The sequence below is a fragment of the Pseudaquidulcibacter saccharophilus genome, from assembly GCF_019455445.1.
GTDB lineage: Bacteria > Pseudomonadota > Alphaproteobacteria > Caulobacterales > Aquidulcibacteraceae > Pseudaquidulcibacter > Pseudaquidulcibacter saccharophilus.
In genome coordinates, this window is the sequence record NZ_JAHWUS010000005.1 from 20,456 (window position 1) to 36,719 (window position 16,264).

A 16,264-nucleotide genomic window follows, 5' to 3' on the forward strand; every position below is an offset into this window, starting at 1 on the left:
ATATGGTTGATTTATTAAAGCGATTAGAAGAAGAATTAGACGAATACACGCATTCCGAACGGCAAATTGCTTTATTTTTGCTAAATAATCGCGAAATGATACCATTTGAAACCGCCACCTCTATCGCGGCACGTTTGGATGTAAGTTCGGTTACGGTTGGTCGTTTTTGCCGAATGCTTGGATTTAGGCATTTTCGCGATTTAAAAGAACATTTACGTGGTTCGGCAAATTTACCATGGTTGGCGGGCGATGATTTTCAAGAATTTCTCAAAGGTTTTACCGATAGTGATAAACGTCGTAAAACCCTTGAACGCGAAATTGAATTACTTGTAAGCGTTTATGAACGTTCGCAAAATGCGGTTTGGCGTGATGCAATCGCACAGATCGCATCAAGTAAAAGGGTGCAAATTATTGGTTTTCAAACCGAACGCGGTATTGCGACCTTGCTTGCCCATCAATTACAATATGTGCGCCCTGGTGTAGAATTGGTTGAGGGGGCATCAGGCAATTACGTTGATATATTGCTTGAAGATACTGAAAATCGCTGCCTTATAATTATTGATATTCGCCGTTATTCACGCAAATCACAAGCCCTAGCAAAAAAGGCAAAACAGGCCGGTTTGCCGTTAATTATTATCACTGACACATTATGCGATTGGGCGTCACATTATACAAAACACGTTCTAACCGCAGACGCCGATGGTTATTTATTCTGGCACTCTGCTGTGCCGATGGTTGGCTTGGTTAATTTGTTGGTGAATGACGTTGTTGGCCATAGCGGTGGACGTGATGTTGAAAAACGCCTCGAAGATGTTAGCCAACTTTATGAAGAATTCACGGGTTTCGTGCGTACGCCGCGCAATAAAAACGGCGAATAAAGGGAGAAGGTATGAACGGTTCAATAAAAGTAAAAGCTTATGCCGAACGCTATTTGCTAGAAGAACCGTTTCGAATTTCCCGCCATTGTTTTACCCATAGCCAAATGATGGTGGTTGAATTGTCATCTGATGGTTTTGTTGGACGCGGTGAATCAGAACCCCATGAATATGATGAAGGTGAATTAAACAAGGCGGTTGAATATGCCCAAAGCCTTGCACCGCATTTCACCAATGGCATGACACGTGTCGAATTAAATAAATTATTGCCATCAGGCCCAATTCGTAATGCTTTTGATTGCGCACTGTGGGATTTGCTCGCAAAAAAGGCCGGTAAAAGGGTGTGGGAAATTGCGGGGCTTGCGACACCAAAACCACTACCGACAGTTTTTACCCTAAGCATAGAAACACCCGAATATATGGCGCAAAAAGCGACGCGCCTAAATGACTGGTCACGCTTTAAAATTAAATTGGGCGGTATCGAGGCCGACCTTGATATTGAACGAGTTCGCGCAATTCGCGCTGCGCGCCCTGATGCTGAATTGATTGTGGATGCCAATGGCGGTTGGGATTTGGAATTGCTTCGGAAAATGACCGATAAATTATCTGAACTTGATGTAATGCTTATTGAGCAACCGTTGTTATTTGGCGCGGATAAGGAATTATTGGGTTTCAAAAGTCCGGTTCCATTATGTGCCGATGAAACCTGTCTTGATTGTTCGTCATTGGAATATGTTTTGGGGCGCTATCAATATATAAACATCAAACTTGATAAAACCGGCGGCCTTACCGAAGCATTGGCGCTTGTTAATGCCGCAAAGGATGCCGGGCTTGGGATTATGGTTGGCTGTATGGCGGCAACCTCACTTGCGATGGCGCCGGCCCATTTAATTGCGCAATATGCCCGCTTTGTCGATCTTGATGGGCCAATGCTTCTGGCAAAGGATAGAGATTTTGGCATGGTTTATAAAGATGGAATGGTATATCCACCAATTGCCGAATTATGGGGATAAAATTAATTAAAAATCTTTTGATATGCTAAGCGAAATTGCCAAAACGCATTTTGCGGTATTGCCGCTTGGGGTTTTGCTTGAAAATTTTGCGCACTCTTATGGCAGGTATGACATTTCTGAATGTTCGTCAGTTGTGTCTCTAAACCGCAATATAAATTATATTTTGATATAGATTTTCTTTTTATCAAGCCAATATGCGATAAACCAACACAATTGCATGAACATCAGCGAAAACAGTAGCGATGCAATTTTAATCGGCGCAACTTTGGCAAATATATCATTATAAATAACCATCATTAATTCTGTGCCATTGATTTGAATTGTCCATAAGATGGACATCAAAATTTCGGCGAAAATATAAATGAATAAAGTATTTTTTCCAAATACTTCGAAATAATATGTTCCTTTTTTTAGGTCGCATATATCAATAAAATATACCAAAAGCCCCAATACCAAACAATCAATCCCAATGGTTAAGCAAACATAGGATGATGTCCATAGCTTTTTAGATATTGGGAAAAATTGTGCCCATATATTACCAATTATAATTAAAAATATTCCCAAAGTAATTATTTTGAAATTGGCATTTTTTTTGTCACTGGCGTTGCGCAGGAAATTAACCACCAAATAGCCCGATAATAGATTTGCCAATGACGGGATTATTCCCAAAAGTCCTTCTGGATCAAATGGGATGCCTTCACCCTTATAAAGATGGCTTGCGCCAAAGATTGCCAAATCTAATTTTAATGCCGCATTATGTTCAAGGCTGTAATCGCCAAATTGCGATATCAAAAACCAATAAACTGGTAGCGATAATATCGAATAAATCAACGCGCCCTTTTTGCCCGTAAAATGAATGATTAAAGTGGCAAGGGCAAAACAAATACCAATTCTTTGCAAAACCCCAAGAAAACGCAAATTGTCAAAACTTTGGAGTATAATTTCACCATTTTTCAAATGAAAAAATGGAAAATTGGAAACAATAAAACCGAACAGAAAAATTAAAAATGCCCGCTTAATTGTTTTTATAAAAAGCTCATTCCCGTTGCCATTTTCGTAGCGTGGCATAGTAAATGCCATTGATGAGCCAACAACAAATAAAAAAGTCGGAAAGATTGCATCGGTTAATGTAAAGCCAAACCATGTGGCGTGAAGAAGTTGTGAATATGACAATTGGCTTGAAATCGACATATTGACCACAATCATCAATGCCACAGTCATGCCACGCATAACATCAATCGCCAAATAGCGATTTTGTAATTGGTTTTTGCTCATAATTTACCTGTTATCTATTGTACTGGTTCGGCTTTTTCTGCCGATTTTATTGAATGCACATACATTAATTATGGCACGATCGGTAATTGGGCCTTTTACAATCTGGCTATTGATTGTTGGCTCGGTGCCATCGGTAGTATAGCGCAATTCAAAACCCGGTAATTGGTAGTTTACCGATACAATATTGTTTTCGGCCATAAGACCCGGTGGGGCAATGCGGTAATAAAAATCCGGTAATTGCGCGTCAATTTGTGGTAAAATGTTTTTACCCAATTGATTTGCGAAGACTGACCATTTTTTAGCATCACTATTGTCGTGTCTTGCCCATGCGTTTTGCGACAATGCAAATATGCGCGGCGCCATCATATAATCAATCCGTGCAGGGTCGCGCATGGTTTCAGAAAACATCATAGCCTCGATACCGACAATGTTTGCTTTGGCATTATCGTTTAATTTGACTTTGTTTTCTTTGTCAGTTCCCTGAAGGGCATAGGGGTTAAAGGCATATGCCTTTTCTAAATCAATATAGCCGCCCCAATTATGCCCCGGCTCTAGGACGTCTTCATTATAGGCCATGTCAAAATAGAAATTGCTTACTGGTCCCAAAACTATTTTATATCCAGCATTTGCAAGACGGTATGCAAGATCTTCGGATCCTTCAAGATTATTCCATACATATAGGGTTGGTTTACGCTCTAAAAATTTGGGGTTTATTGGATATGTATTTTCGCGTTTAACCCCTAATTCTTCCCATGCCCCAATTTTGAAACCATTTTTGATAAGTGATTTCGTTACCTTGTCATAAAAATAGTCCCATAATTCATTGGTTGAATTAAGTTTTAATTCCTTCATTTTATTGATGGCAATTGGTGATTTTTCCCATGCGCCACCCGCAAGTTCGTCGGCCCCAATATGAAGAATATTCTGTTTTACACCCGCTTTTTTATAAAGCCCCGCAATCTCGCTAATCACCGTATCTATAAAGACATATGTTGAATCAAGCCCAGGGTTCATCACGTCATCGGTATAGTTTTGGGCGGTATGATATTGTGATTTGTCGTCTGGATCGCTCAATAAAAACTTAGAAGCATCTTTTGATTTTTTTTGCTTAAGTAAAAAGGCGCGTGCTTCCATTGATTTAACGGCGGCACGTGAATGCCCCGGCATTTCAATTTCGGGAATGATTTCAACGTGATTTTTTGCCCCATATTGCAAGATTTCAATAAAATCTTTTTGGGTGTAAAAACCGCTGCCATGTGGGTCGTTGATATCGGGGCCAGAGCCATAAGCAGACGGCAGGTTTTTATACCACAAACCTTCGCCACGTTTTGCACCAATTTGGGTTAATTCCGGGATTTGTTTTATTTCGAGGCGCCAACCTTCGTCATCAACAAGATGTAGGTGCAACTTGTTTAGTTTTAGGCGCGCCATAATATCAATGGTTCGCAGAATTTGTTCTTTGGGTTGAAAATTGCGTGCCACATCAACCAAAAGCCCGCGATATTCAAAATCTGGCGCATCAATAATTTTTAGCGCAGGGAGGGTATATTGGGCGGTTTGGCTATTTGGCAATAGTTGGCGTAGTGACTGTAAGCCGTAATAAACCCCGCTTGGGCTGTTACCAATTATTTTAATTCCACTTTTGGGATCGATATCCAATTCATAAGCATCGGGTGAATTTTGGTTGGCTAGTTTTGCAATCTCAAGCTTGATGAATTGTGTCTTCTCATCCTTATTAAATGAAGATTTGAGAATTTTTGACGCAAACGCCGCCTCAGTCTTTAATTTTGGGGATGCAATAATTGTGGGTGCGCCATTAAGCCTTAACTCACCGTCATATGTTTCACTTTCCTTTGGCGATGGAAAGATTGCTGGTAATTCTGATTTGGGAATATCGATGATATTTTGGTTTTTTATGTAAATATCTTGCGGTGTAAAAATGGTTGATGTGCCAATTGCTGCACCTTCAATTTGTTTGGTGCGCACTATGGGGGCGGTTTTATAATCGTGAATTTTAATCCCATTATTGGGCGCATTATCAAAAACAATATAGGGCGCAACGGGTGCTTTTTCGATTTTGGTAACTGTTTCTGTATGCTCAAACCGCATGGTCTGCGATGCGCCCACGGGGATTTGCATTGAAGAATTTACAAAGCGGGCGCAATATAATGGGCCGGCAACGGGTTCAATAATTATATCCGAATTCGCGAGGGTTTTCGCGCCGATAATTGATGAAAAGCAAAGTTTCCAATCATTCGTATTAATCGGGAGTTTGCCCTTATTGGTAATTATAAAGGCCGCCTCTGTGTAATGGTGATTATTTTCGGTTACGTATTTTTGCGCCTGCCATTCGACACCAATGTTAATATCTTGTGCCAATGACATTGTAGGGATTATGGCAAGCGGCGAAATTATCGCGGTTGTGATTAATAAACGTCTTACCATTGCCATTCCCTTCTGTTTTATAATTATATTAACGCCTGCCATGAAAGACAGGCGTTAATTATATAGTTTAAAGCAGCTAGAATTTATAGCTTACGCCCAACAAATATTGACGTCCAAATTTATGATACTCTTTTAATGCCTCAACGCCTTCAGCAGTTTGTGAAGTAACATAAGCGGCATCTGTAAGGTTATTGATTTGGAATAGGATATTCAAATCCTGAAGTGGACCACTTTGGAATGTATATCCGGCTTGTAATTCAACAAGATTTTCAGGGCGAATAGTATCAATTACGGCATGGAATGAATTGCGACGTGTTGCCGAGAATTCTGAACGATACCTGTCACTAACGCGGAATTGCCAACCATTGTTTTCGTAATAAACACTCAAAGAGGCAACTTGACCAGACAAACCATCAAGTGGTTGATTGGTTGGTTTACCATCAATATCCGTACCCGGAACATTTGATTTTGTATTTGAGAAGCTTCCAAGAACGCCAAAGCCGTCAAATGCCTTATCGATTATGCTAAGTTCCATTGCACCACTAAATTCAACACCTTGAATATAGCCACCTTTCACATTTGCTGGTGCGGTCAAAAGCCCGATATTGCTGATTGGCGTAATGGAGGTTGGGTTGTTAAAGCCGCTGAAATCAAATTCAATAGTGTTTTCCAAGACAGCAGTTGTTAGGTCTTTTCTAAAGCCTGCAATTGCCAAATATGTTCCTTTGGTGAAATATTTTTCCAATGAAATGTCATAGGCATTTGCGCGCCATGGCTCCAAAGTTGGGTTGCCACCAGAACCGCTCCACTTTTTAGTGGTATTATCAACACCAGCAGAGAAGTTGGCACGCATCATTTCCAATTGCGGTCTGGCTTGAACTTTTGCTGCCGCAAGTTTTAGATAAAGACCATTACCCAAATCACCTGTTAGGTTAAGGCTTGGAAGATAATTGGTATAATCTGTCTTAACGCTTACTAGTGATTTTGTGCCATCGCCATTGTCATTGGTTCCAATTGAACTTTGCTCTGTATGAATTGCTTGAAGGCCAATGTTTCCAGTGAATGGAATTACAGCATCAAATTCAAGGCCAAATTTTACAAAGGCGGTGGTGATTTTTTCGTTGATATTATAGTTCCAGTACGGGTTTTTATTTTGTTCCGTACTCGCAATAAATTCAGAACCGCTTAAGGCATCAGATGCATCGAAGCTTATTAGATTTGGAATGCCAGAGAAACCAAGGTTAACCGGCGACTGAACTATGCTTGCAGGAATTGCCATACAACCATCAGAGCTTCCACCATAATAATGGATACAACCATCTTGGGTTGGGTTTGTTAGCAACATCGTAGTGCCAACATAATCAACCTTCTTTGTTCTGTCGGAATAAATTATGCCGCCTTCGAAATCTTTGAAAATGCCATAGTGGAAATCATGCTTTGCAGAAAATCTGGCATTTTTCATTTCGTCATTAATAAGGGCGTCTTGAATATATCCGCCGCCGCCGCCCCACCAATATGAGGCATAATTATAATTTGCGATATTACCGAAATCAAAGCTAGAAGAAAGTTGACCAAAACCATCAAAACCAGAATTAATATCCGCAGTCATAGTTATTGGATCTTTGGTTGCCGCATATACTTCATAGGTTTTTTGTTTGCGTGTTGCTTTTGAATACGCTAAATCACCCTGCAATTTCCAACCGCCAACATAATATTCATTGGTCCAGCTAATGGCATCTAAATCATCTTTGCGATGATCTTCACGCATTGTAACCGCTGCGGCAACGTTTTGAACGGTAAGGCCAGCTGCACCATTGTTTTGCGTGACGCTAGTGGGAACATTACCAAGACCCCAATCACCCAAAACGCCCGCTAATTCACGGCCATTCATATCCTGTTTGAATTGTGAATGGAAAATATTTAGCTTGCTTTTGAAATTGTCGGTTGGTTTAAATTCAAAAACCCCCATCATGCTATCACGAACGCCATCCCATGCCATGACGCCGGTTTCAAAACCATCATAAACCAATTGATCTTCTGGAACACCAACCACAGGCCACCATCCAGCAGGACCAAAATCCCATGGGTTAAAATATTTCTTTAAGGTTGGCGAATCTAGGCGTGTGTAACCAAGTGCAACGCCAAATGTGCCGTCTTCATTCTTATCAATATATGATGCAGAAAAACGTGAACCAGTGTTCTTTGTGCCAGGGATAAGTTTATCATATGAGTTAAGCTCGGCACGTGCGCTTACGTTAAATTTCTTGCCACTTGTCAAAAGCGGGTCAATCGTTGAAATATCAACTGTTCCGGCAAGACCTTGTGTGCCTAATGCGGCATCTGGGGTTTTATACACCGTTAATTGAGTTGTTAATTCGCCTGGGAATTGGTCATATTCAAATGAGCGGTCATCACCCGTTGATACCATTTCCATGCCGTTCAATAGGGTAACACCAAATGTTGGCCCCATACCACGGATTGAAATTGATTGTGAGCGCCCATCAACACGCTGAACGGCAACGCCAGGAAGTCGTGAAAGGGTTTCTGCAATTGAAATGCCGGGAAGTTTGCCGATGTCTTCAGCGGTGGCAACTTCAACAACTGAAAGGTTAGCGCGTTTTAAAGAAATTGCTTTTCTAAGGCTTTTACGAATACCAACGACAACGACTGTATCGTCTTTTGTGGTATCGCCTTTTACGGCTTCGGTTTTTGTGTCTTTGGTTGCATCTTGTGCAAGTGCCAGATTTGGTGCGCCAACTAATGCCGCAGAAAGCGACAATGCGAGAATTGAGGTTGCGTTAATTAAAGCATTTGATCTGCTTTGTTTGTTTGTGATTAGATTATACTTTCTCATCTTCTTTCCCCCGACGACATAGCGAATAAGACCATTCAACTCGTCATTCTTTGAATTTATAAAGAATGATTGATGCTAACATGATAAAACCAAAATCGTCAAGATTTAAAACCATTACAATACCAATTTTTTTTGCATTTTTTCGAAATATTCAACAATATTGAAATAGTTTGACAGGCAGTAATTTTAAAAATGTTAATAAAAACAAAGCCTTTACCTACTTCACCATTTGGATAAAATGATAAATTCACGATTGCCTAAAAATTAATTGGTATTGCCACTTTTTTATGCCAAACATCCGCCCCGATTTCTCCAAAATCAATCAATGGTGGTAATGGGAATATAATACCAATTTATAGCATTTTTCGAACTGCGCAGATTTGACGTTGCAATAAAATTAACACTCTAAAAATCAGTGCCTTTAATTCTCAAATTTAACCAGTGTAGTGATTTGATATAAGCACCCAGATGCACCAATAATTTATTGTTTTATAACAATATTTATAAATGGAAACGTGAGGACACTATAAATACCATCACAAAACCCAAAGAATTAATATGGTTTTGCACTTAACCATACTATCGCAGACACTATAAAATCGACAAATTTTGCAATAATACCAATCGCTGGAACTTTAATCGATTTTCAAATTTACAACGATTGGGAAATGGTCAGACGGGTATAGCCCATTAAAGTTTTTGGTAATTATTTTAAAACCATTTTCCTGCGCATCAAAATTTGTGAAAATATGATCTATTGCAAACCCTTTTTTGGCATCTTTACCAAATCCGTTAAAGGTGTAATCGTCTGGTGCATAATTTGTAATCGGGTGCAAGGTGCTGGAAAGGGTTAAATATGCATCAGAGCCGGCAACATCATTCAAATCACCCATTAAGATTATTGGTTCTGGCGCGCGAATTTTTGCTTGTTCAATAATTATTTTTGCGCCTTCAACTCTGGCAATTTTACCTTCATTATCAAGGTGGGCATCAAATACCCAAAATGTCGTTTTTGTTTTTATATCTTGGAACTCAATCATGGTTAGTGTGCGAACCCAATCCGCATCCCACCCAAGTTTAAATTTATCGCCATTTGGGTTTAACCAAATAGTTTGGGTCTTTAATGCCGTGAAGCGTTTGGGGTTCCATAATATTGCATTTCTTTCCCCCTTTTCGCCCTCTTCACGTCCAATGCCATAATGTGAAAAATTGGCAAATTTTGCCATATCTTCCGCTTGGTAGTCTTCGGCTTCTTGGGTTGCAATAATATCTGGTTTTTCTTCATCAAGAATTTTGGCAACCAAAAACTTGCGCTTTGACCAGTTATTGGGGTCGTTTGCGTCCTCACATACCCCGCATCTGATATTAAACGACATAATTTTTATATATTCTTTAGGGCTTGGCACGCTAGCGCAACCACAAGCAAAGGCTAATAATACCAATGAAAATGCACTATGAATTGGTTTAATAGCCATGCCACAAATCCTAATAATTTATATCGTTTCGGTAACTTTCTTTAGGCTTACTGGTCGATCGGGATCATAACCACGGGCAATAGAAAGTGAATTAATCATTTTATAAAGTGATTGAATTTGCAAAATTGGTGTAATCAGTGGCGATGATTTAATTGAAGGCAAAGTATGCGTGCCTTCGATTTCTGTACCAATGACAAAGATTTTTTTGCTATATTTTGCAAGTTCAATAATGCTTTCTTTAACGCTTGGCGCGCTTTCATCATCTTGGTAGAAAACAATAACTGGAAAGTCTTCTTTCACCAAAGCCATTGGACCGTGACGCACTTCTGCAGAGCTGTACGCCTGCGCATGTAGGCCACATGTTTCTTGGAATTTTAATGCCGCCTCATTGGCAATCCCTAATGCTGGCCCCCTACCAATTGTATAAAGACCCTCGGCATCTTTTAAGGCTTCTAATAAAGGCGTCCAATCGCATTCAAAACTTTGCTTTAATAATGCAGGTATTGATGCGATGTCAGTGTCTTTAAACGCATCTGGGTTCAATGCCTGACCAATTTCCAAAACCCCGGTAAGTGATGCGATAAAGCTTTTGGTCGCAGCAACGCTTTTTTCAGGGCCGGCACAAAGCGGGAATGTATCGTCACAAAGGCTTGCAAGTGGGGAGGTAGTATCATTAACCAGCGCCAGCGTTGCCAACCCCTGCTCTTTCGATGAATTCATAACCGATAATAAATCAGGGCTTTTGCCAGATTGCGATATTGCAATGCAAAGCGCGTTTTTAATGCTTAGCTCTTTTTTATAAATTGATGAAACTGATGGCGCTAATGAAGATGTCAAAATCCCCAATCTGGTTTCAAAAACATATTTACCAAATGTTGCCGCATGATCAGAACTGCCGCGCGCACATGTAACAATTAATTCAGGCAAATTATTTGAATATTTTTGCGCAATTTGTTTTACAATTTCTTTGTTGTTGGCAATTTGGTGCGCAACAGCTTGGTTTGCCTCTTCGGCCTCTTTAAACATTAATGTTGTGTTTGGATTGATTGTTTTTTTATGCATTTAGTTCCGCCACAAAGTCATAGGAATCACCACGATACCAGCTTTTTGAGATTTCAATCGTTGAGCCATTGGAATCATAGCCATGACGCTCAACGAAAAGACCTGCTGCGCCTGGTTCGGTTTCCAAAAGCTCGGCTTGGTCTTTGTTTAAATGTAATGCGCGCAGTCTTTGTAACGCGCGCACGGGGCGATGCCCGCTTGCTTCAAGTGCCTTATAAAGTGAATCGACAACGTCAAGTTCGCTTTGTAATGCGTCCGCAGAAATAAGCGAATGTTCAATTGACATTGGGCTACCATCAGCAAGGCGCAACCTATTGAAACGATAAACTTGCGCACCAAGGCGAAGCCCCATCAAAAGCGCTTCATCTGGTGTAACTGGGCCTTTGGTTTTTAATAGCCACTTGCTGTCGGCAACAAGGCCGCGCCCTGCCATATCTTCGGTAAATGAGGAAAGAAGGGCAAATTGCTTTTCCACTCGGCTCGATACAAAGGTTCCATTACCCTGTTTGCGCGCTAAAAGGCCATCTTTTACAAGGCCGCTTATGGCATTGCGAACAGTAATACGAGAAATACCAAGCTCTTCGGCAAGGTCGCGCTCCGGAGGAAGAGCTTCACGTGGCAAAAGGGTCTTGTCATTAATTGCCGTCCTAATGGCTTCTTGTAATTGCAAATATAATGGCGCTTTGCCTTTAATTATTTGCTTGCCAATGGTTTGTGAGAAATTCATTTTGCTTGCCATTGTTAATCCGTTACTATCGTGATTTGCATACTATAACCAATAAATAACCAATTTCAAGTGCATGGCGGTTAATTATTTTCTGTGCAGCACATATAGCACCGATATTCATACATAATAACATTCTTATTGATTATGTTTTAAAAATATTTTCCCTAAAACTGTATTTAATTAAATCAAAATGGTATTGCAATGGTATGAAATTATGTTTATAGTTTTATAACATACATTAAAGTGTATCTCGTTAAACAATCCGGCTCGATAAAAAATATAAGGAATAGTGATTTGATAATTAAATCGCCATTTAAAGGGTGGGTAAGGCCATTAAGTGAAACTTCGGATGCCGCCTTTGCGCAAGAATTAATGGGCAAAGGTGTCGCTATTGAGCCGCTAGACAATGAATTATACGCGCCGTGTGATGGTGTGATTACAAATGTCGCGCCAACAGGTCATTCAATAATTTTAAAAACCCAAACCGGCGATGAAATATTAATTCACATCGGGATTGATACTGTTGGGTTAAAAGGTGCTGGGTTCAATACCCATGTGGCAATTGGCGATAATGTTAAAACTGGCGAAAAACTAATTACCTTTGATATGGATTTTGTTGGCGAAAATGCGCCTAGCCTTATTACGCCAATAATCGTTATGGATCCGCAGGCAAAACTAAAAAACATAAAAACAAATTGCCAAATTGCGGCAGGTGACGCCTTGTTTGAGTTTGAAGATTCAACAAGTGAAAATACCACCGGCGAAAAGATATTAAATCAAGATAATGCCGTAAGCGAGAAGGTGGTTCTGTCTTTGCCGCATGGTATTCATGCACGACCAGCGGGCACAATCGCGCAATTGGCGCGCCAGTTTAAATCTGAAATCACAATTCAAGCTAACCAAAAAGCGGCACGCGCCAATAGTATTGTTGCACTTATCTCATTGAATGCAAAAAATGGTGACGAGATTGAAATTATTGCCAATGGCGCGGATTCCCCAAAAGCCCTCTCGGCAATGATTGAACTAATTAAACATGGCATCACAGAAGATAGCGAAGAAATACAACACGCATCACGTCAAGAAAAACCCGAAAATCAAAACCCTAATTTTTTATATGGCGTAAGCGCTGCAAGCGGCTATGCAATTGGTGAGGCGTTTGTTTTTGGCGAAGCCGAAAATGTATTTGATGAAAATGGTAAAGGTTATCAGACTGAGCGTGATAATTTAACTAGCGCAATTAATACGGTTATTAATCAACTTGAAGCCAATGTAAAATCATACAAAGGGCCGGCGAAAACAATCGCTTTGGCGCATATTGAAATTCTTCAAGATCCAGAACTTAATGAAACTGCCGATAAATATTTAAATAATGGTTTGAGTGCGCCTGAGGCATGGCGCAAATCATCACGCCTACAAGAAGATGCCTTCAAAGCATCAGAATCGCAAAAAGTGCGTGAACGGGCATCAGACTTACGAGATTTGGAACATCAAATCATTCATGCACTTTGTGGCGAAACCACAAAAGCTGCAAAAATCCCTGATGACAAAGAAATTATCCTGATTGCCGATGATTTATTGCCATCACAATTCTTGGGCTTAAACCATAAAAATATCAAAGCAATTTGCACTAAATTCGGCGGCCCAACCGCCCATGTTGGAATTTTATCAGCCTCATTCGGCATTCCAATGCTGGTGGCAATTGGCGATAAATTATCCAATATCGCTAATTCGCAATTGATTATTGTTAATACAGATGAAGGTTTTTTAAACCCAAGCCCAACAAAAGATGAAATCAAATCTGCCCGCAAAATAATTGCTGAATTAGAAGCAAATGCCGAACTAGAGGCAAAGAACGCGAAAATTGATTGCGTAATGGCAGACGGCACAAGGATTGAAGTTTTTGCCAATCTTGCGTCAACTGAAGAAGCCACCAAAGCAGTTGAAAATGGCGCGGAAGGCTGCGGGCTATTGCGTACCGAATTTCTATTCATGGAACGCGATACCGCACCAAATGAATCCGAACAAATGGCGGCATTATCGGCAATTGCAAAATCATTGGATAATCGCCCATTAATCGTACGCACTCTTGATATTGGTGGCGATAAGCCAATTCCATATTTGCCATTCCCAATTGAGGAAAACCCAGCATTAGGAATGCGCGGAATTCGCTATCAGCTTGAAAATGTCGAATTATTCAAAACCCAAATTCGCGCCATCATTAAATCTGTACCTTCCACACAATGTCGTATCATGTTGCCAATGATTATTGATGTTTTTGAATTCCGTGCCGCGCGAAAAATTATTGACGAAGTGGCATTGGAATGCGGCATTCAATCAAAAATATCGGTTGGCATTATGGTTGAAACCCCATCCGCTGCGGTTATGGCGTCAAATTTGGCAATAGAAGCTGATTTCTTATCGGTCGGGAGTAATGATCTTACGCAATATACATTGGCGATTGATAGGGGAAATCCACAATTGGCATCGCGTGCGGATAGCCTTCATCCGGCGGTATTAAATCTAATTGCGCTTGCCGCACAGGGGGCAAAAGCAAATAATAAATGGATTGGGGTTTGCGGCGGCGTGGCATCCATACCTTTGGCAATTCCCATATTGATTGGGCTTGGTATAACTGAATTATCAGTGCCAATTTCAATGATAAGACAAATAAAGAAGCGGGTAAGAGAGTTGAAGATGCCTGAATGCGTTGCAATCGCACAAAGGGCATTAAAAGCAACCACCGCAGACGAGGTTAGACAAGTTTTGGCAAAAGGAAATTTAGGTGAGGTAAATCATGAAAATATTTAGTAATTTACTCGCCAATTTCCAATCAATTGGTCGCGCACTTATGCTTCCGATTGCAGTTTTGCCAGTGGCAGGTCTATTGTTACGCCTTGGACAGGCTGATTTATTAAATATCCCATTCATTGCCGCCGCAGGCAATGCGATTTTTAGTCATTTGGGGTTATTGTTCGCGATTGGGGTCGGGGTTGGAATTGCCAAGGAAAATAACGGTGCAGCAGGTCTTGCAGGTGCGGTTGCTTTTGTTGTGCTTACCGAGGGGGCAAAAACCCTTCTGTCAGCACCAGCAGATGTTACCAAACTTGCAACCAGTCCCGATATATCCAAGGCATTAATAGAGGCGTGGAAAAATAAAGAGATTGCAAAACTCTCTGTTCCCGCCGGTATTTTATCAGGCTTAACAGCCGGATTTTTATATAATCGTTATTATAATATCAAAGTTCCTGAATATCTGGCATTCTTTGGTGGCAGAAGGTTTGTCCCGATTGCGGCAGGTTTTGCCGGAATTTTGGGTGCGATGCTATTTGGCTTTGGCTTTGAATATCTTGAAAAATTCATTGATGCTTTAAGCGAGTGGGTCGTAAAAGCGGGGCCAGTTGGTCTTTTTGCCTATGGTGTTTTAAATCGCCTACTTATTGTTACGGGATTACACCATGTTTTAAATAATTTGGCATGGTTTATTATTGGCGACTATAATGGCGTTACCGGTGATTTGAACCGCTTTTTTGCCGGTGATCCGACCGCCGGAAAATTCATGTCAGGCTTTTTCCCGGTTATGATGTTTGGTCTGCCCGCGGCGTGCCTTGCCATGTATCGTGCGGCATTGCCAGAAAAAAGGCGCGGTCTTGCGGGTATGTTTATATCACTTGCGCTAACCTCATTTTTAACTGGTGTTACTGAACCAATTGAATTTACCTTTATGTTTTTGGCGCCGGCATTATATGCTGTTCACGCGGGGCTTACTGGTATTTCAATGGCGATAATGGATATATTGGGGGTTCGCCTTGGCTTTGGCTTTTCGGCGGGGCTATTTGATTATGTCCTAAACTTTAAACTAGCAACCAAGCCATTGATGCTAATTCCAATCGGTTTGGCTTATTCGGTAATTTATTATTTCAGTTTCAGTTTCTTTATTAGAAAATTCAATCTTATGACCCCAGGGCGCGAGATTGACAGTAATGATGGTGAAAATACACAAGTAAAATCGCATGATGATTCATCTATCGCCGAGAGCTATGTTGCGGCTTTGGGCGGTGCAAAGAACCTTGTAACAGTTGACGCCTGCACAACGCGCCTACGGCTAAAAGTAAATGATAATGCCGATGTAAACGACAAAGCGTTAAAAGAAATCGGTGCGATTGCGGTTATGCGGCTTGATAAAAATACGGTTCAAGTTGTTATTGGCCCAAAAGCGGATGCAATTGCGGGTGAAATTCGCGCATCTTTGCAAGGTAAATTGGGGCAATTAAATGCGCCGGCAACCTCAAAAGAAGTTGAGCCAAATAAAAACCAGTTCAAAATAGATGACGCCATACTTGCGGCATTCGGTGGCAAACAAAACCTTGCACCAATAATTTATCGCGAAGGCCGTATTATTTTACAACCAATCGACAATGGATTGGTAAAAACTGCGGATATTGATAAGGTTGCAAAGAATAAGTGGGTGGTTTCTCAAAACGGTAAATATCATTTGCTAATTGATAAAGCCTAATAATCCCAATTTAAAAAGAAGATAT

At 40.6% G+C, this 16,264-nt stretch carries 10 protein-coding genes; 4 read left to right on the plus strand and 6 right to left on the minus strand.

The genetic code is table 11. The features are described 5' to 3' along the window. Nucleotides 1–2 precede the first annotated feature (2 nt). On the plus strand, nt 3–878 hold the full coding sequence (locus KXV15_RS12085) for a MurR/RpiR family transcriptional regulator (RefSeq protein WP_240008466.1): 876 nt from the start codon (nt 3–5) through the stop codon (nt 876–878). An 11-nt stretch (nt 879–889) separates the two neighbouring features. Further along, nucleotides 890–1,888 (plus strand): N-acetyl-D-Glu racemase DgcA, encoded by a 999-nt coding sequence (gene dgcA, locus KXV15_RS12090; protein WP_240008467.1) that lies wholly within the window; start codon nt 890–892, stop codon nt 1,886–1,888. A 156-nt stretch (nt 1,889–2,044) separates the two neighbouring features. On the opposite strand, the gene KXV15_RS12095 is transcribed toward dgcA, so the two are convergent. The 6 genes from KXV15_RS12095 to KXV15_RS12120 all read right to left on the minus strand — a co-directional run bounded on the left by KXV15_RS12095 (nt 2,045) and on the right by KXV15_RS12120 (nt 11,738). After that, on the minus strand, nt 2,045–3,163 hold the full coding sequence (locus KXV15_RS12095) for an acyltransferase family protein (RefSeq protein ID WP_240008468.1): 1,119 nt from the start codon (nt 3,161–3,163) through the stop codon (nt 2,045–2,047). Nucleotides 3,164–3,166: 3 nt separating this feature from the next. After that, on the minus strand, nt 3,167–5,608 hold the full coding sequence (locus KXV15_RS12100; RefSeq protein WP_240008469.1) for a beta-N-acetylhexosaminidase: 2,442 nt from the start codon (nt 5,606–5,608) through the stop codon (nt 3,167–3,169). A 76-nt stretch (nt 5,609–5,684) separates the two neighbouring features. Then, nucleotides 5,685–8,462: a TonB-dependent receptor gene (locus tag KXV15_RS12105; RefSeq protein ID WP_240008470.1), complete on the minus strand. Its 2,778-nt coding sequence runs from the start codon at nt 8,460–8,462 to the stop codon at nt 5,685–5,687. Between the two features lie 635 nt (nt 8,463–9,097). Then, nucleotides 9,098–9,937 carry an endonuclease/exonuclease/phosphatase family protein gene (locus KXV15_RS12110; protein ID WP_240008471.1) on the minus strand — a complete coding sequence of 280 codons (840 nt, stop codon included), beginning with the start codon at nt 9,935–9,937 and terminating at the stop codon, nt 9,098–9,100. A gap of 18 nt (nt 9,938–9,955) precedes the next feature. After that, nucleotides 9,956–10,999, minus strand: a complete 1,044-nt coding sequence (locus KXV15_RS12115) for an SIS domain-containing protein (protein WP_240008472.1) — start codon at nt 10,997–10,999, stop codon at nt 9,956–9,958. Continuing rightward, the gene (locus KXV15_RS12120) at nt 10,992–11,738 is read right to left on the minus strand and encodes a GntR family transcriptional regulator (protein ID WP_240008473.1); all 747 of its coding nucleotides are present in this window, start codon (nt 11,736–11,738) and stop codon (nt 10,992–10,994) included. The genes KXV15_RS12115 and KXV15_RS12120 overlap by 8 nt, the downstream gene beginning before the upstream one ends. A 282-nt stretch (nt 11,739–12,020) precedes the next feature. Here KXV15_RS12120 and ptsP point away from each other — a divergent pair, with 282 nt between their 5' ends. Then, complete coding sequence (ptsP, locus tag KXV15_RS12125; RefSeq protein WP_240008474.1) at nt 12,021–14,534, plus strand: phosphoenolpyruvate--protein phosphotransferase; 2,514 nt, start codon at nt 12,021–12,023, stop codon at nt 14,532–14,534. Beyond that, nucleotides 14,521–16,239 (plus strand): N-acetylglucosamine-specific PTS transporter subunit IIBC, encoded by a 1,719-nt coding sequence (gene nagE, locus KXV15_RS12130; protein ID WP_240008475.1) that lies wholly within the window; start codon nt 14,521–14,523, stop codon nt 16,237–16,239. The genes ptsP and nagE overlap by 14 nt, the downstream gene beginning before the upstream one ends. Nucleotides 16,240–16,264: the final 25 nt, after the last annotated feature.